The sequence below is a fragment of the Pseudomonas sp. NFACC08-1 genome, assembly GCF_900106735.1.
GTDB lineage: Bacteria > Pseudomonadota > Gammaproteobacteria > Pseudomonadales > Pseudomonadaceae > Aquipseudomonas > Aquipseudomonas fluorescens_Q.
Genome location: NZ_FNNL01000002.1, coordinates 672,478 through 689,896 on the forward strand (window position 1 = coordinate 672,478; position 17,419 = coordinate 689,896).

The window sequence follows — 17,419 nt, forward strand, 5'->3', positions numbered from 1 at the left end:
TGGCGAGGGAGCTTGCTCCCGCTGGGCTGCGAAGCAGCCCCCTTCGCGCGCCACCCTGATTATCGGTGTTGTTGCAGACTTTTCAGGGCCGCTGCGCGCCCCAGCGGGAGCAAGCTCCCTCGCCACAGGGATTCATGGCGCCTGTTCAGCGCCGCAAATAAGCCCCGAAATCAATATCCCCGGCACTGAGGATCGCCTGCACCCGGTTGTGCACGTTGAGTTTGCGCAGGATCGCCGAGACGTGGGCCTTGACCGTGGTTTCAGCGATGTCCAGGGTGTAGGCGATCTGTTTGTTCGACTCGCCCTTGGTCATGCGTTCGAGCACCAGCAGTTGCTTGCGGGTCAAGGCCTGGAGCAGTTCCGGCGGGAATGCCGGGGTTTCGTTCAGGCGGCGGCCCATCGGGCTTTTTTGCGTGCGAATGATGTCGGGCGGCAGGTACACGTTGCCGTTGAGGATCTGCTCGATGGCGTCGGTCATCTGCGAGCGTGGCGAGGATTTGGTGATGAAGCCCACCGCACCATAGGTGATGGCCTGCAGCACCACCTGTTTGTCCTGCTCGGCGGAGACAATCACCACGGGAATGGTCGGTGCCTCGTTGCGCAGGTTGATCAGGCCATTGAGCCCGTGCATGCCGGGCATGTTCAGGTCCAGCAGGATCAGGTCCAGGTCGTCGTGCTCGGCAGTCAAGGCCAAGGCGCTGTCCAGGTCGGCGGTCTCCATGACCTCGCTGCCAGGAAAACCGTCGCTGATGACGTTGTGGATGGCTTCGCGAAACAGTGGGTGATCGTCGGCTATCAGGATTTTATACATGGCCATTCACCTCGTTATTGTCGTGTGGGGCAGGGCAGTTGCACGCACTTCTTGCAAGATCAGGGAAAAGGTTCGGGCCGGGCCGCTTGCAGGGGCAGGTTGGCCGCCTCCCAGGCATCGAGGCCATCGCGATACCAGTACACATGGTTATAGCCCATGGCAGTGGCGCGTTTTACCGCGTTCCAGCTCAGCCAGCAATCGGCGCGGCAATAAAAGACCAACGGTGAATCCAACCGCCCGCCGGTGGCCGTGCGCAGGTGATGGCTGAAGTAGTCCTGCCAGGTCGGGTCGAGGTCGCCGTCACCGGTATTGGCCAGCCACAGGCTGCCCGGGAGGTTGGCGTGGGGTTCGTTGTCGATGAAACGCCCTTGGACCCACGGCCGGCGATAAACGTCGATCAGCACCGGGGGCGAGGCTTGCTCAAGCAGCTGTTGCAGGGCCTGGGTATCGAGGGTCTGGGCGCCGTCGACAGTGGCGGGCGTCGGGCTGCGGTATTGGGCGATGCGATAACCCTGCGCCGAAAACAGCGCGGTATCGGCCTGCGCGACATTCAGCGCCAGGCCCAGCAGGAGGATCGCCAGCAAACGGGGCATAGGATTTATCCTTTTTGTTATGCGCCCATTACATGCCAGGGTCGAGGTCTTGTGAATGCGACCATAGACAGGAAAACCAGTACTAAAGTAGTAATTTTGGCCATGAGCCCTGCACAGAACCCCCGTGGGATATGGGTATGGGGCAATTCAATTGGCCTTGCGCAACGCCGCATGCTGCGGATTGAACGTCCACACCGCCAACAGCGCGAACACCAGGGTCAACCCCACGCACACCGCCATCGCCAGCAGGTTGAACTGCTCGTACAGCGCAAAACGCACCAACTCCACGCCGTGGGTGAACGGGCTGACCGAGCAAAGCCAGTACAGCCAAGGGCTGGCTTCCTGCATTTTCCACAGCGGGTACAGCGCCGAAGACAGGAAGAACATCGGGAAGATCACGAAATTCATCACCCCGGCGAAGTTTTCCAGTTGCCGGATGGCATTGGACAGCAACAAGCCCAGGGCGCTGAGCATCAGGGCCACCAGCAACAGGGCCGGCAGGGCCAGCAGCAGGCCCATGGTCGGTGGCTGGATGCCGTACAGCCAGGCGATAGCGAGAAAGGCATAGACCTGCAACAGCGAGATCAGCGAGGTCGCCAACAACTTGCTCGCCAGCAGGAAAGCCCGGGGCAAGGGGCTGGTGAGCAACACGCGCATGCTGCCCATCTCCCGGTCGTAGACCATCGACAGCGAGCCCTGCATGCCGTTGAACAACAGGATCATGCAGGCCAGCCCAGGCACGATATACACCTCGTAGGGGATGTAGGTGTCGTAGGGCGCGATGATGGCGATGCCCAGTGCTGCGCGAAAACCGGCGGCGAATACCAGCAGCCACAGCAGGGGCCGTACCAGGGCACTGAGCAGCCGTGTGCGTTGCAGCACGAAGCGCAACCATTCGCGCGTCACGATGCCGCTGAAACATTGCCAGTACGCATTCATGGCCCGACTCCCGTGGTGGTCAAGCGGGTGAAGGCCGAACCGAGGGTGCCCCCATGTTCCAGGCTCACCGCGTCGGCCTGTCCGCTGGCGACCAGACGGCCCTGGTGCACGATCAACAGGTCGTCGCTGGGCTGCACTTCGTCGAGCAAGTGAGTGGTCCAGAGCACGCTGATGCCTTGTTCGCTGCACAGTTGCCGGATGTGCAGACCCAGGGCGAGGCGGCTGGCCGGATCGAGGCCGACGCTGGGTTCGTCGAGCAGCAGCAGGTGCGGTTCGTGGAGCAGGGCGCGGGCGATCTCCACCCGGCGTCGATGGCCACCGTTGAGGTCGCGTACCCGCTCGTGGCGGCGCTCCGTCAGGTGCTGGCGGGTCAGTTCGGCGTCGATGCGGGCGCTGCCCTGGCGCCGCGAAAAACCGTGCAGCGCCAGGTGATAGCGCAGATTCTGTTCAATGCTCAGGTCCAGGTCCAGCGTGCTCTGTTGGAACACCACACCCAACTGGCGCAGGGCCGGTCTTGGTGATTTCTGCAGGGAATGACCGCCGATGTGGATCTCGCCACGTTGCAGGTCGTACAGGCGTGTGAGCAGGGCGATCAGCGTCGACTTGCCGGCACCGTTGGGACCCAGCAGCGCGGCGAAACGGCCTGCGGGCAGGCTGAAGTTCATCTGCTTGAGAGCTTCGCGCGCGCCATAGGCAAAGCTCAGGTCGCTGACCTCCAGGGCGTTCATGGCGTGACCACCACGCCCCAAGGGTAGCGCCCGACTTTCACCGACTTCAGGACCTTGCGGCTCTCTACATCGATCACCGAGACATCGCCGCTGACGCCGTTGGTCGCCAGCAGCTGCTTCTGGTCCGGGGTGAACGCCAGTTGCCAGACCCGTCGGCCCACCAGCAGGTAATCCAGCACTTCGAAGGTCTTGGCGTCGATCACCGCCACATGGTTGGCCGGGCCCAGGGCGACGAACGCCAGCTTGCCGTCGGCGCTGAGCTTGATGCCCACTGGTTGGACCTTGTCCGGGTGCACGCCCTTGATCTGGAACGTCAGGGTCTTGAGCACCTGGCGCGTGGCGACGTCGAGTACGGTCAACGTGCCGCCGATCTCCGCCGAGGCCCAGAGCTGCGTACCGTCGTGATTGAACTCGACGAAACGTGGCCGCTGGTCCACCAGGGTGTTGTCGGCCAGGGTCTGGGTGCTGGTGTCGATCCAGTGCAGCATGTTGGTGGTTTCACTGGTGTTGACCGCCCACTTGCCGTCAGGGCTGACGGCCATGCCCTCGGGTTCGACACCCACGCCGATCTGGCCCAGCACTTCGGAAGTCTGGGTGTCGATCACCGTGACCAGGGCATCGTCTTCGTTGGAGACGTACAGCCAGCGGTCGTTGGGGTGCAGGGCGAACTGCTCCGGGTCCTTGCCGGAAGGCAGTTCCTTGATGATCTTGCGGGTGGCGACATCCATCACCTGGACCCGGTCCGAGTCGCTGGCGCAGATGTACAGCAGGCGATTGTCGTGGGACAGCAGCAGGCCCCGGGGGCGCTGGCCAACCGGTAGGGTCTCGATGACTTCCAGGCTCTGCATGTCGATCAGGCTCAGGCTGTTGTCCTTCTCGTTCGAGACCCAGGCGATGCTGGCGGCGGCGGGGCCGGCAGCCAGCAGAACAGCACCCAGGGCAAGGACTTGGCAGAGCAGGGCCGGTTTGAACAGCGGGCGGCGCATGGCGGTTTTCCTTATTGTTGTTATCGATCAGGGGTAACGGCAGCTTACTTCGGGCCGGTCATAACCCAGGCTGTCCATTTCATTGGAAGGGTGGAGAAAACCGTCCTGGGGCGAGGTGCTGACCAGTGCCCGTGGCTGGACCAACGCAATTGGTTGGCGCAACTGGCCGTTCCAGGGCCGGTAGCTGAGCTTGCGACCCTTGAAGCCGTCCAGGGGCAACTGGTCGCTGAGGGCCAGCTGGCGAATGGCGAGCGGGTCGTCCTGACGCAACTTGCTCACGGCGCTGGCGATGCTGCGCACGGCGATCCAGGCAGCAAAGTCGCGGTCGTTCATCCAGCGTCCGGCCAGGGCTTCAAAGCGTTTTTGCAGTTGCGCCGCGCCGTAGGTTTCCACGGTCTTGTGCCAACCGGTGGGCGTCAGCCCTTGGGTGCCGGCCACCGGGCGTGGGTACCAGGTCTGGTAGGGCAGGTATTCACCGAAGTCGCCGCGCTCATCGGCCACCAGCACCACGTCATACTCGGCGGTCTGGGTGAACAGCGGCATGTCGGCCTGGGCGCTGCGGCGCTGGTCGTTGTCGAACTGCCAGGCCTTTTCGGCGACGATTTTCATGCCGAAGCGTTTCATGGCCCGGCGCAATGCGTCGGCATAGGCCCGGTCCTCGGGCGTCTGGCCGACGATCAGCAAGGCCCGCTGCCATTTACGCACGACGCTGAACTGCACCAGGGCATCGGCGAGCATGGCGCGGTCGGGCAGGCTGTGTAGCACGTTGCCCAGGCAGTCGGTGGTGCGCAGGCTGTCGTCGGGGCTACCGGCGTTGAACAGCAGGCTGTCGGGCAGGGCGGCGCTGAGTTGGCGCAGGCTGGCGGCCGGTGCGTTGACCACGAACAGCCGCAGGCCCTGGTCATGTTGGGTCCGGGCGGCCTGGAGCAGCGCTTCGGGAGTGTCGACGCTGGCGCTTTCCAGGCGGTAGTCGTGCTTGAGAAAACGCCCGGTGCTGTTGCTGTCGACGATCGCCAACTCAGCGCCGCGCAACCCGGCATCGGCCGGTTCGGGAATGACGTTGGATAGCAACGGGCCCGGATCGGGACGGTAACCCAGGTAGCCGATGCGCACTTGCAGCGGCGTGGCATCGCCCGCGTGAGCAGTTGCCGCTGCCAGCAGAGAAACCAGGGCGTAACTGACGAGCCGGCGCATGACATCCTCCATTGCAGGTAGCGCCAGCATAGAAAGCCCAGGGGCATGGGGAAATATGCAGAAAGTACCGCCGGTGCAGTACCAAGGTAGTAACTCACCTTGGAGGTCGGGGTTTTAGCATGCAGGCATCGTCATTGACCAGGAGGGGGCAGACCATGCGGATTCTCAAAGCGCTGCTGTTGCCGTTTCTGCTGATCCTGAGTTTGATCGGGGTTGATCGTCCCAAAACCTGGAAACTCCCAAGCCCCCCTGTGGGTGCCAATTCAGGGCTGGAGCGCTAGCCATGTCAGCCCTCTGGCGCATCAACCTCTGGGTTTCCGCCTTCTTCGCCCTGGTCACCCTGGCCTGTGCCGTCCTGCTGCTGCACCAGGCCACGGCCGATGTGAAACGAGAGCTGCAATCGGCCGAGTCGGTGGTGCGTTACCTGCGCGAAACCGCCGAGCGCGATCCGGCCAGTCTCCAGCCGCAGTTGACCGGCAGCCTGCGGCATGTGCGGGTCCGTTGGCTGGCCCCTGGGGAGCTGTTCCCGGCGAATGAATCCGGAATGAAGGCCTGGCTCGGCCGCCGGTTACTGGATGACGGACCTGCGGCTCAGGTGGTGGATTTGCCGGACGGTCGGCGGGCCTGGATTGCCGTCGACCCTCGCGATGAAATCGACGAGATTCTCGATTCCTTGGTGCAACTGTTGTACGTCTGTGCCCTGGCGCTGTCGCTCAGCCTGTTGGTGATTCGTTGGGGGGTACGCCGGGGCATGCGCTTGCTCGATGAGCTGCTGCATGCGTTGCGTCAGGTCTCAGCCGGGAACCTGCAGGTGCGCCTGGGCACTGAGGGTGTCCCGGAGGCGCAGCATCTGGCGGGGCATTTCAATCGCATGACCGCTGCGCTGGCCGAGGCCCAGGCCGATAACGCCCGGCTTACCCAGGCCTTGCTGGCCGTGCAGGAACAGGAGCGTACCCAGCTGGCCCAGACCCTGCACGACGACTTGGGCCAATACGTGGCCGGCATTCGTGCTCGCGCCTGCCTGCTGCGGCTGTTGATGGATCAGCCGCTGGCGCTGGAGCAGACCGTCAGCCAGCTCGAAGAGCATTGCGAGCATTTGCAATCGGGTTTCCGGGCACTGGTGCATGACTTGTACCCAGTGGTGTTGCAGTACCTGCCATTGTGCGAGGCCATCAGGCTATTGGCCGGGCAATGGCAGGCCAGCCAGGGCATCACCTGTCAGGTGTGGATCGACAAAACACTGCCGTCCTTGTCCGGTCCGGACAAGACCCACTTGTATCGTTTGTTGCAGGAAGCGTTGACCAACGTTGCCCGGCATGCCGGCGCCACGCAGGTGCGGATACGCCTGCAACACCGCGCCGGGCGCCTGCGGTTGCTGGTGCGCGACAACGGTTGTGGAGCGACGCAACCATCGCGCGCCGGTGTCGGCTTGCACTCGATGTCCGAGCGGGCGCGCAGCCTGGGCGGTGAGCTGCGCATCCTCAGCCAGGCTGGCGCCGGTTGGGCGCTGGCCTTGAATATCCCCCTGGAGGCGTGATGAACATTCTGTTGGTGGACGACCATGCGGTGGTTCGGCAGGGCTATGCCAGCCTTTTGCGGGTGTTGATGCCGGACCTGCAGGTCCGCGAAGCGGCGACCGGTGAGGAGGCGTTGAGCCAGGTGCAGGAGCAGGTGCCGCATCTGGTGATCATGGACTTCGGCCTGCCCGGTATCAGTGGCTTGGAAACCACCCGCCGGCTACGCCATCGCCTGCCGCAACTGCGGGTGCTGTTTTTCAGCATGCACGATGAATTGCCCTTGGTGCGCCAGGCATTGGACGCTGGCGCCGCGGGCTACCTGACCAAGAATTCGGCACCCCAGGTGCTGGTCGACGCGGTGCGGCGAGTGCTGGCCGGGCATGTCTACATCGAGCAATCCCTGGCCACGCAACTGGCCTGCACCCGTTCGCGCCAGGATGTCGACCCGCGGCTGCAATGCATGACTCAACGGGAGTTGGAGATCTTTGTCATGCTCGCCAAGGGCACCCCCGCCCGCACCATCGCCGAACAGCTGTGCATCAGCGCCAAGACCGTGTCCAACCACCTGACGCTGCTCAAGAGCAAGTTGCAGGTCAGCTCCCATGCCGAGCTAGTGCACTTGGGGATCGATATGGGGGTGGTGCGGGTGGCGGGATAAATCCCAGGTTCATTGTGGCGAGGGAGCTTGCTCCCGCTGGGGCGCGAAGCGGCCCTGAAACCAGGCACCTCGGTAGGACGGATTGACTGAGTTGGCCGGCGGAGGGGGGCTGCTGCGCAGCCCAGCGGGAGCAAGCTCCCTCGCCACAGGGGGTTGTGGCAATCCTTACTGATCCCAGGAAGTCGGGCAACCGGTACAGCCCTCCATATTCGCATCCTGGAAATTCCCGTAGTGCTGGCGAGAACCGCTCAGGTTGGCCTGTTCCAGGTTGCTTTCGCCGAGCTTGGCTTCCTGCAGGTTGGCGTCGCGCAGGTCGGCGCCCTTGAGGTCGGCCTTGCTCAGCCAGGCCATTTCCAGGTCAGCGGCCTGCAGGTTGGCACCCTGCAGGTGCGCGCCGGACAAGCGGGCGAACTGAAGGTAGGCGGCGGTCAGGTCGGCGCGTTGGAACTGCGTGCCTTGGGCGAACAGACCCCAACCCTGGATCGCCTTGAGCGTGGCGCCGCTGAAGTCCGCCAGGCGCAGGTTGCTTTGTTGCAGGCTGGCACGGGTTAGGTTGGCGCCCTGCAGTTGGGCTTTCTCGAGGTTGGCCAGGTCCAGCCGTGCGTGCCGCAGGTCGGCGTCGCGCAGGTCGGCACCGCTGAGGTTCATTTTGCGCAGGTCCTGGTTCGCCAGTTTTGCACCGCGCAGGTTGGCGCCGGGGCATTGGCTGGATTCGGCGATGAGGCAGCCGTTGAGGGTGAGCGGGGTGTCGGTCTCGTCGGCGTTGGCAAAGGCGCCAACGAACAAAAGCAGCAATGACAAGCATCTCATGGCATGAGCTCGGGCAATTGTGGGAGCTTGCTCGCGATAGCGCCATGTCAGTCAACATGAATGCCAGCTGAACCACCGCTATCGCGAGCAGGCTCGCTCCCACAGGGGATTGTTGTATCGATTAGGATTCAGGTGGGATTGGGCTATTTCTGCGCCGTCGCCTTATCCCAGCTCGGAATCTTGAATACCCAGAACGACCCACCCTGGGCCACCGGCTTGGTCAGTTCGGCCATGTCGCCGCCCCACAACGGTACGGCACCACCGTAGCCGACGGTCACGCCGATGAATTGCTCGCCGTCCTGCTCCCACGTGATGGGTGGGGAAACGATGCCGCTGCCGGTCTGGAACTTCCAAAGCTCCTTGCCGGTTTTCGCATCAAAGGCCTTGAAGAAGCCGTCGCCGGTGCCGGTGAACACCAGGTTGCCCTTGGTCGCCAGTACGCCGGCCCACAGTGGCAGCGGTTCCTTGTGCTCCCAGACTACCTTGCCGGTGGTGGGGTTCATCGCCCGCAGGCTGCCAACGTGATCGTCGTACATGCGCTTGATGCGAAAACCCATGCCGAGGTAGGCCGAGCCCTTCTTGTAGTTCACTTCCTCGGTCCAGTATTCCTCTTTCCACTGGTTGCCGGGGACGTAGAACAAGCCGGTGTCCTGGCTGTAGGCCATGGGATTCCAGTTCTTGCCGCCGAGGAAGGGCGGCGAGACTTCCACCGGCTTGCCCTTGGTTTCACCCGGCAATGGCTTGGCCGGACGCTGGCCGGGGTTTTCCACCGGGCGGCCGGTCTTGAGGTCGATGTGGCTGGCCCAAGTGATGTTGTCGACGAACGGGAAGGCGTTCTGCAGCTTGCCGTTGTTGCGGTCCACCACGTAGAAGAAACCGTTGCGGTCGGCGTGTGCGGTGGCTTTGACCACCTTGCCGTCCTTGTCCTTGTAGTCGAACAGCACCAGCTCGTTGTTGCCGGAGAAGTCCCAGGCGTCGTTGGGCGTGTGTTGGTAGAACCACTTCACTTCGCCAGTGCTTGGGTCGACACCCACCTGGCCGGAGGTGTAGAGGCTGTCGTAATCGTGAGGGTTGCCATCCTTGGCCGTGCGCGCCCAGGTGTTCCACGGGCCAGGGTTGCCCGCGCCGACGATGATGGTGTTGGTCTCGGCGTCGAAACTGGCGCTCTGCCAAGGTGCGCCGCCGCCGTGGCTCCAGGCTTCGACCTTGCCGGTTTCAGTGGTCTTGTCGTCGGGCCAGGAGGGCGCCTTGACATCGCCCGTCGGGGTGCTGTCCTTGCCGTTGAGGCGGCCCACGTGGCCTTCGACGAACGGGCGCATCCAGACTTCTTCGCCGGTATCGGGGTCGCGAGCGAACAACTGGCCGACCACGCCGAACTCATCGCCGGAACTGCCATGGATCAGCAGGACCTTGCCACTGGTCTTGTCCTTGATCAGCACCGGCGCCCCGGTCATGGTGTAGCCGCCGGCGTGGTCGCCGAACTTCTTGTTCCACACCACTTTGCCGGTGTTCTTATCCAGGGCGACGACTCGCGCGTCCAAGGTGCCGAAGTAGATCTTGTCGCCGTAGATGGCCGCGCCACGGTTGACCACGTCGCAGCACGGGCGAATGTTGTCCGGCAGCCGGTGGTTGTAGGTCCACAGGCGCTTGCCGGTCTTGGCGTCGAGGGCGAATACCCGCGAGTACGAGCCGGTGACGTACACCACGCCGTCGCTGACGATGGCCTGTGATTCCTGGCCGCGCTGCTTCTCGTCGCCGAATGAGTAGGACCAGGCCGGGGTCAGCTTGAACACGTTCTTGTCGTTGACCTGGGCCAACGGGCTCCAGCGCTGGGCGTTGGTGCCCATGCCGTATTGCAGCACGTCCTGGGTGGTCAGGTGGTCGTTGGCGATGTCTTCCCAGGTGACGGCAGCGCGCGCCAACGGACTCGTTGACAGACTGCCGGCCAGCAGCAAGGCGACCGTCAGGGAGGAGAGGGCGGGTAGCGTTTTTATTCTCATGGTGGCAGTTCCCAGTGAAAGGTTTTGGCCTGACTAGGGTGAGTGGTGCCACGACCCGACCGATACGGAAAAAGTCCCGCCCTTGCCGGGAAGACTTCCCAAACCGCCTGTCTTTACGACCTGCGTCGGATGGCCTGCTACCAAGGAACTAGATCCCGGCCACCAAAGCAGCATTCGGCTGGGGCAGGGCGGTTCCTAAGATGACGGCACGGCTTCTTCACAGAGGTCTTGCGTGCAATCCAGAGGGCATAACAATGACAACAAAACGCAACGCCATCATCGCTACCGCACTGCTGATAGGGCTGACCGGCGCAGGCTCCGCATGGGCCCATGGCAACGTAGTGCCCCAGGCAGTGGAAACCAAGGGATTGACCCCGATCAAGGACACCAACCTGCCGCTGGACGGTGATGGTTGGGCCGCCCAGAACCCCTATCGCAGTTCCCCCGAGCGTGACAAAGCCATAGAAATCGGCGCTTCGGCCTACAACCAGAACTGCGCCGCGTGCCATGGCCTGGAGGCCAAGTCGGGCGGCATCGCCCCGGACCTGCGGATGCTGGACGCCGCCGAAGCCGGGGATGAATGGTTCGTCGAGCGCGTACGTCACGGCGCGGTGCGCGACGGCCGGGTCTACATGCCGAAAATGGCCGACTACCTGAGCCAGGAAGCCTTGTGGGCGGTGCGCACCTATCTCGACAGCGTACACGTCGAGGAGTGATCGCCATGCGCCTGTTCGCGTGGGTGATGTGCAGCCTGCTGCTGTGTGGCCAGGCGGCGCAGGCGCAGGTGCGCAGCTACGACCAGATGATCGCCTCCGGTGAGTTGAAGGTCGCGGTCTACAAGGACTTCGCGCCCTACAGTTTTGAGGATCACGGGCAACCCAGGGGCGTGGACGTGGAACTGGCCCAGGCCCTGGCCAAGGCGCTTGGCGTGCGTCTGCAATTGATGTGGGCACCACCGGGCGAGAAGCTTGATGACGATTTGCGCGATTACATCTGGCGCAGCAGCCCGCTGCACGACCGACAACTGGCCGACCTGATGATGCGTGTGCCGTACGACCACGACTACGTGCAGAAGCGCAACGACATCGGTGAGCTGGAAAATGCCCAAGTGGTGATGTTCGGACCTTATCAGCAGGAATGTTGGCAGGTGGCATATGACCGCCGCCGACTGGATTCGGTGGGCAGTGTCGCAGTGTTCCAGCAACACCCCATCGGGGTGGAAGTCGACAGTGTGCCGTCGTTCTACCTGACCTCGGTGTTCAACGGCATGCTCAGTGCCAAGACCCGCCATTACCCCGGTGTCAGCCAGGCCTTCAAGGCCATGCAGGCCGGGGAGGTGGACGCCGTCATGGCCATGCGCGGTGAGGTCGATTGGCAAGTGCACGAGGCGGCTGATCCGCAACTGGCGCTGGCGGAAAACGCCTACCCGAGCATGGGCAAGCAACGTTGGGAAATCGGCATGGCGGTGCATGAAAGCAACCGTCAGTTGGCCTATGCGGTGGAAGAGGCGCTGGAAGGCTTGATCCGCGACGGCAGCGTCAAGACTCTTTATGCCCATTACGGCCTGCGTTACGAAGTGCCGGAGATGTATCAATAGGAGCGCAGGGATGAAATGGGCCATGTGGTGCCTGCTGTGGTGCGGCCTGCCGACGATTGCGCTGGCGGCGGTCGAACCGGGGAAGGACCCGGTGCCGTCGGTGATGTGGGCCTTTTATCACAAGCAATTGCTGGGGGACGCGCCGTTCGTGTTCGATGACCGGGTGCGCCTGCTGGCCCCACCCTTTGCCGAAGACGCACGCCAGGTGCCACTGGAAATCGATGCCCGGGCCTTCACTGGCGACGTCGTACGGGTGCTGGCCTGGGCCGAACTGAACCCGTTGCCGAAAATCGTCGACTTCCAACCAGGGGCGCGTGTGCTGCCCTGGTTGTCGATCCGTATTCGTATCGAACAAGCCACGCCGCTGCGTGCTGCCGTGCAGACCCGCGATGGCCTGTGGCACGTCGGCTCGACCCTGATCGACGCGGCCGGTGGCGGCTGCACCGCGCCCAGCGTGGTGCGCACCCAGCCAGGTTGGGAGGAACACTTGGGCGAGGTGCTAGGCGCCCGCTATCCCCGGGGCGATTCGAGCCGCCTGCGCTTGCAGGTCGCTCATCCGATGGATAACGGCCTGGTGAGCGGCATCCCGGAGTTTTTCCTCAACCAGGCGCAACTGCTGGACGCCGACGGCCAGGTGCTGGCGCGCCTGGAGCTGTTCCCGGCGGTCAGTGAAAACCCCAACCTGGGCTTCGACATCCGAGGCCCGGGCCAGACCCGCCTGCTGCTGCGCGACAACAGCGGCAATACGTTCGAGGCGGCGATCCCCTGACCACAAGGAGCGCGCCATGCGCTGGTTGTTGCTGATGTTCCTGAGCCTGTGCTGGCCGACGTGGGCCGGGACGGACTACGCGCTCAAGCCCCGGCAGATCGCCGAAGGCACCTGGCTGCTGGAAGGCAGCACCGAGAATTTTGCCAAGGCCAACGGCGGCAACATCGTCAACACCGCGTTCATCGTCACCGATGCCGGCGTGGTGGTGATCGACACCGGGCCGTCGAAGCGCTACGGCGAAGCCCTGCGCCAGGTCATTGCGGCAACGACGGATAAGCCGGTGATCCAGGTCCTGCTGACCCATCATCATCCCGATCACGTACTGGGCAACCAGGCCTTCAGCGACGTCCCCATCGGCGCCTTGGCCGGGACCACGGACCTGCTGCGCCAGCAGGGCGACGCCATGGCGGAGAACATGTACCGGCTGGTGGGCGACTGGATGCGCGGCACCGAGGTGGTGCTGCCCACCCAAGCGTTGACGCCCGGTGTGCTCAAGGTGGGCAATCACGCGTTGCGGCTGCTGCAACTGGCCGGGCACACCGGGGCCGACCTGGCGATCCTCGACGAAACCACGGGCGTGCTGTTCGCCGGCGACCTGGTGTTCTACGAACGCGCCCTGACCACCCCCAACAGCCCGGGGCTGGAGGTCTGGCTCCAGGACCTCGACACCTTGCAGGCCTTGCCCTGGAAACAGATCGTGCCCGGCCACGGCCCAGTGGCGACCGGCGCCCAACCCTTTGCGCAGATGCGCGATTACCTGGGCTGGCTCGACCAACTGATGCGCAAAGGCGCGGCTCGCGGCGACGACATGGCCGAGATGATCCGCAGCCCCATTCCCGAGCGCTTTGCCGGGATCAGCCTGAGTCGTTATGAGCTGATTCGCAGTGTCAGCCATCTCTATCCACGTTATGAGCGGGCGGGGATGAAGCGGGTGGATGCCCAATGACCGTTGGCTGAGCAAATCCTCTGTGGCGAGGGGATTTATCCCCGCTGGGGCGCGAAGCGGCCCTCTATCTTCTGCTGACTATCGGGTTACTGAACTGGCTCATGGGGCTGCTGCGCAGCCCAGCGGGGATAAATCCCCTCGCCACAAAGGGAGGTGCTCGCCTAACTGAGGCCACATTGCCGAACTGTGTTTAGCAGAGTTTTTTAAAAATCAGCAGGTTGTGATTTTTTTCATGAAGGCTTGCTCCCGCAGGGCTGCGCAGCTGCCTGAAGCATCCAAAAGCGCGGTGTTCCAATTCGCTAACCTAACAGTTCTGTTAGTAGTCGCCTGATGCAGTTACCCACTACCCTTCAGTTGCACGTCAAAACTTACTAGGTGTCATCCTATGCCTACCCAACACGAATCGTTGCTCTGTCGATACCATTACGACCCGCTCGACCGTTTGATCGGCTGTACGTTGCTGAATGGGCCTGAATCTCAGCGTTTCTACTGCAAAAAGCGCCTGGTCACAGAGATTCGAGGCACGATAAAAAATTCAATATTCCAATACAACGACCAGCTACTCGCGCAACAGTGTCATGGCGTTAAGTTTGACACTGCGCTGCTGATAACCGATTGCCAGCGGTCGGTGTTGCACACGCTCAGTGAAAACAGCCAGCGACAACCCATCGCCTATTCACCTTACGGCCATCGCCCCATTGAACGCGGTGTAGCCAGTTTGCTGGGGTTCAACGGCGAACGAGCGGACCCGGTGACCGGGCATTATTTATTGGGTAATGGGCGTCGGGCGTTCAGCCCGGTGTTGATGCGATTTAACAGTCCAGACAGTTTTAGTCCGTTTGGGGAAGGTGGGCTAAATGGATATACATACTGCTTGGGTGACCCGATTAATAGATGCGATCCTACAGGGAACTCTCCACTGGCATGGGTAGGCCTGAAAACAAAGCAGGTGGGTGAAGGTCTTTGGACAAAGAAAGGGGTCACCAGCTTTGAAGGAAAACGTGCGTTAAAAAGAATTCAAGCTTTAGAAGAAGCGATTGAGGTGATTAAACGTGATGCTCAGAGGCAGCTCTTCCAAGCAGATAAGAAGGTATTGAACGCGGGGGGCGGCATCGAAAAAAACACCACGCCACAATCCGGAATCCGACTGGATAACCTTGCTTATAAGGCGGTGCGCCCTGAAAACCATCCGTTTTCTTCACTGGCAGGCAAAATCTTAGAACCTCATTTAGAGCCGATGCAGCGCCAAGCGGCCATCGAACAAACTAAGCATCGTGGTATCTTCGATTATTTGGAGAAGAAGGTAGCGGATAAAAACGAGTATCTTGCAGACGCCCTAGAAGACAACAGTCTCAAGTTCGACGAGGAAATAGTTGATGCATATAAACTTAGGTTGCGATTGTATGCACTGAAAGCTAGGTCTGAGTCTGGTTTGGTTGCAGAGCAAAACCGAATTCGCGATAAATACTTGACTTATTTTCCTTGAGGGCATCGCCCCGGAAATAGTTGAATCCGTATCGCGCTAGACTGCAATCAGCCACATTTCAAGAGTTTGCTATATTGGTGTATGAACGTAACCGAGCTCACGCAAAGTACTTGCGCGGTGGATAGAAAGACCTTAAGCAGACTGCATTGGACAGATGCCCAAGAAGTTGTGGTTTTTTACCGACGAGACCGCCGCACAAACGTCAGGGTGCTCAAATAAGAGGGAGCAGTTGCTCATTCCCTCACCACGGGGGCGTTGCGTTGGCCGACCAAGCCGCCTTTGGCATGTACCAAGGAACTAGAAAACTCAACACTGCGGGCAATTGTTGCCAGCGGCCCTGGGGCCAAGAATCTGCGACAGACCGGGAAAATTTCCCGGGTATAACAATAACCGCAGAGGTAGCCGTCATGAGTCAACCCGCACGTCGCCAACCGTTCGCCGTGAGCCTGCTGCTCAGTGCCATGCTGCTGTCCGGTTCGGTCCTTGCAGCCGTGACCGATCAGGAAATTCTCCAGGACCCGAAGAACCCCGAGCAGATCGTGACCAACGGCCTGGGCGTCCAGGGCCAGCGCTATAGCCCGCTCGACACCCTCAACACCGACAACGTCAAGGACCTGCGGCCGGTCTGGGCGTTTTCCTTCGGTGGCGAAAAGCAGCGCGGCCAGCAAGCCCAGCCGATGATCAAGGACGGGGTGATGTACCTCACCGGTTCTTATTCACGGGTGTTCGCGGTGGATGCGCGCACCGGCAAGAAACTGTGGCAATACGATGCGCGCCTGCCCGATGACATCCGCCCTTGCTGCGACGTGATCAACCGTGGCGTGGCGCTGTACGGCGACCTGGTGTTCTTCGGCACCCTCGACGCCAAGTTGGTGGCCTTGAACAAGGACACCGGCAAGGTGGTGTGGAGCAAGAAGGTTGCCGACCACAAGGAAGGCTACTCCATCAGCGCCGCGCCGTTGATCGTCAACGGCAAGCTGATCACCGGCGTGGCCGGTGGCGAGTTCGGTGTGGTGGGCCAGATCAGTGCCTATGACCCGAAGAACGGCGAATTGCTGTGGACCCGCCCCACCGTGGAAGGCCACATGGGCTACGTCTACAAGGACGGCAAAGCCATCGAGAATGGCATTTCCGGCGGCGAGGCGGGCAAGACCTGGCCGGGCGATCTCTGGAAAACCGGCGGTGCCGCACCTTGGCTGGGCGGCTACTACGACCCGGAAACCAACCTGCTGCTGTTCGGTACCGGTAACCCGGCGCCGTGGAACTCCCACCTGCGTCCTGGCGACAACCTCTATTCGTCGTCGCGCCTGGCCCTGAACCCGGACGACGGCACGATCAAATGGCACTTCCAGAGCACGCCTCACGACGGCTGGGATTATGACGGTGTCAACGAGCTGATCTCGTTCAACTACAAGGAAGGCGGCAAGGACATCAAGGCAGCAGCGACCGCCGACCGTAACGGCTTCTTCTACGTGCTCGATCGCACCAACGGCAAGTTCATCCGCGGCTTCCCGTTTGTCGACAAGATCACCTGGGCCACTGGCCTGGACAAGGACGGGCGGCCGATCTACAACGAGGCCAGCCGTCCGGGCGCTCCGGGCAGCGAAGCCAAGGGCAGTTCGGTGTTCGTCGCACCGGCCTTCCTCGGCGCGAAAAACTGGATGCCGATGGCCTACAACCAGGACACCGGGTTGTTCTACGTGCCGTCCAACGAATGGGGCATGGACATCTGGAACGAAGGCATCGCCTACAAGAAAGGCGCGGCGTTCCTCGGCGCCGGTTTCACCATCAAGCCGCTGAACGAGGATTATATCGGCGTGCTGCGGGCCATCGACCCCAAGACTGGCAAGGAAGTCTGGCGCCACAAGAACTTCGCGCCGCTGTGGGGCGGGGTTTTGACCACCAAGGGCAACCTGGTGTTCACCGGCACGCCTGAAGGGTTCCTGCAGGCGTTCAATGCCAAGACCGGGGAAAAGGTCTGGGAATTCCAGACCGGCTCCGGCGTGCTCGGTTCGCCCATCACCTGGGAAATGGACGGCGAGCAATACGTCTCCGTGGTCTCCGGCTGGGGCGGCGCGGTGCCGCTGTGGGGGGGCGAGGTGGCCAAGCGCGTGAAGGACTTCAACCAGGGCGGGATGCTCTGGACCTTCAAGTTGCCGAAAGCGTTGGTGGCCAAACGCTGATATCCGCACTGAACCGTGGCGAGGGAGCTTGCTCCCGCTCGGCTACGAAGCAGTCGCCAACCCGGCGGGCCAGTTTTTCGGCCATGAACCGAGGTAAGGGGAGCGCTTCGCACTCCAGCGGGAGCAAGCTCCCTCGCCACAAAGGTATCTGCGATGGGTTCACGTTCGCGGATGCCTTGCTCTGAATCTACGACCAAATAAC

Annotated in this window: 16 protein-coding genes; 8 read left to right on the forward strand and 8 right to left on the reverse strand. The window is 62.2% G+C overall.

Going from position 1 to position 17,419, the window contains the following annotated elements:
• Positions 1 to 145: 145 nt before the first annotated feature.
• The 6 genes from BLU76_RS06555 to BLU76_RS06580 form a co-directional block, all read right to left on the reverse strand.
• Positions 146 to 811: a response regulator transcription factor gene (locus tag BLU76_RS06555; RefSeq protein WP_053122521.1), complete on the reverse strand. Its 666-nt coding sequence runs from the start codon at positions 809 to 811 to the stop codon at positions 146 to 148.
• 59 nt (positions 812 to 870) lie between these two features.
• Entirely contained in the window at positions 871 to 1,404 is a 534-nt protein-coding gene (locus BLU76_RS06560; RefSeq protein ID WP_092141435.1) for a PQQ-dependent catabolism-associated CXXCW motif protein, read from the reverse strand.
• A gap of 147 nt (positions 1,405 to 1,551) precedes the next feature.
• Positions 1,552 to 2,343 carry an ABC transporter permease gene (locus BLU76_RS06565; protein WP_063321456.1) on the reverse strand — a complete coding sequence of 264 codons (792 nt, stop codon included), beginning with the start codon at positions 2,341 to 2,343 and terminating at the stop codon, positions 1,552 to 1,554.
• On the reverse strand, positions 2,340 to 3,071 hold the full coding sequence (locus BLU76_RS06570; RefSeq protein WP_092222084.1) for an ABC transporter ATP-binding protein: 732 nt from the start codon (positions 3,069 to 3,071) through the stop codon (positions 2,340 to 2,342). Before BLU76_RS06570 ends, BLU76_RS06565 begins: the two co-directional genes overlap by 4 nt.
• Positions 3,068 to 4,057: a YVTN family beta-propeller repeat protein gene (locus BLU76_RS06575; RefSeq protein WP_092222086.1), complete on the reverse strand. Its 990-nt coding sequence runs from the start codon at positions 4,055 to 4,057 to the stop codon at positions 3,068 to 3,070. The genes BLU76_RS06570 and BLU76_RS06575 overlap by 4 nt, the downstream gene beginning before the upstream one ends.
• Positions 4,058 to 4,084: 27 nt before the next feature.
• Positions 4,085 to 5,251, reverse strand: coding sequence for an ABC transporter substrate-binding protein (locus tag BLU76_RS06580; protein WP_092222088.1), 1,167 nt, complete (start codon positions 5,249 to 5,251; stop codon positions 4,085 to 4,087).
• 283 nt (positions 5,252 to 5,534) lie between these two features.
• Here BLU76_RS06580 and BLU76_RS06585 point away from each other — a divergent pair, with 283 nt between their 5' ends.
• Positions 5,535 to 6,788, forward strand: a complete 1,254-nt coding sequence (locus BLU76_RS06585) for a HAMP domain-containing sensor histidine kinase (RefSeq protein ID WP_092222090.1) — start codon at positions 5,535 to 5,537, stop codon at positions 6,786 to 6,788.
• Positions 6,788 to 7,426 carry a response regulator gene (locus BLU76_RS06590; RefSeq protein WP_092222092.1) on the forward strand — a complete coding sequence of 213 codons (639 nt, stop codon included), beginning with the start codon at positions 6,788 to 6,790 and terminating at the stop codon, positions 7,424 to 7,426. Before BLU76_RS06585 ends, BLU76_RS06590 begins: the two co-directional genes overlap by 1 nt.
• Positions 7,427 to 7,591: 165 nt before the next feature.
• On the opposite strand, the gene BLU76_RS06595 is transcribed toward BLU76_RS06590, so the two are convergent.
• Together BLU76_RS06595 and exaA are read right to left on the reverse strand one after the other, a co-directional pair.
• Complete coding sequence (locus tag BLU76_RS06595) at positions 7,592 to 8,236, reverse strand: pentapeptide repeat-containing protein (protein ID WP_092141418.1); 645 nt, start codon at positions 8,234 to 8,236, stop codon at positions 7,592 to 7,594.
• Between the two features lie 143 nt (positions 8,237 to 8,379).
• On the reverse strand, positions 8,380 to 10,236 hold the full coding sequence (gene exaA, locus BLU76_RS06600; protein WP_092222094.1) for a quinoprotein ethanol dehydrogenase: 1,857 nt from the start codon (positions 10,234 to 10,236) through the stop codon (positions 8,380 to 8,382).
• 254 nt (positions 10,237 to 10,490) lie between these two features.
• On the opposite strand from exaA, the gene pedF reads away from it, so the two are divergent.
• From pedF to BLU76_RS06630, 6 genes are all read left to right on the forward strand, one after another.
• Positions 10,491 to 10,952 carry a cytochrome c-550 PedF gene (gene pedF / locus BLU76_RS06605; protein WP_092222096.1) on the forward strand — a complete coding sequence of 154 codons (462 nt, stop codon included), beginning with the start codon at positions 10,491 to 10,493 and terminating at the stop codon, positions 10,950 to 10,952.
• Between the two features lie 5 nt (positions 10,953 to 10,957).
• Positions 10,958 to 11,833, forward strand: coding sequence for a substrate-binding periplasmic protein (locus BLU76_RS06610; protein WP_092222098.1), 876 nt, complete (start codon positions 10,958 to 10,960; stop codon positions 11,831 to 11,833).
• Between the two features lie 10 nt (positions 11,834 to 11,843).
• Positions 11,844 to 12,602: a quinoprotein dehydrogenase-associated SoxYZ-like carrier gene (locus BLU76_RS06615; RefSeq protein ID WP_092222100.1), complete on the forward strand. Its 759-nt coding sequence runs from the start codon at positions 11,844 to 11,846 to the stop codon at positions 12,600 to 12,602.
• Between the two features lie 16 nt (positions 12,603 to 12,618).
• Entirely contained in the window at positions 12,619 to 13,548 is a 930-nt protein-coding gene (locus BLU76_RS06620; RefSeq protein WP_092222102.1) for a quinoprotein relay system zinc metallohydrolase 1, read from the forward strand.
• A 385-nt stretch (positions 13,549 to 13,933) separates the two neighbouring features.
• On the forward strand, positions 13,934 to 15,034 hold the full coding sequence (locus BLU76_RS06625) for an RHS repeat-associated core domain-containing protein (RefSeq protein ID WP_092222104.1): 1,101 nt from the start codon (positions 13,934 to 13,936) through the stop codon (positions 15,032 to 15,034).
• A 407-nt stretch (positions 15,035 to 15,441) separates the two neighbouring features.
• Positions 15,442 to 17,217: a PQQ-dependent methanol/ethanol family dehydrogenase gene (locus tag BLU76_RS06630; RefSeq protein ID WP_092222106.1), complete on the forward strand. Its 1,776-nt coding sequence runs from the start codon at positions 15,442 to 15,444 to the stop codon at positions 17,215 to 17,217.
• Positions 17,218 to 17,419 lie beyond the last annotated feature (202 nt).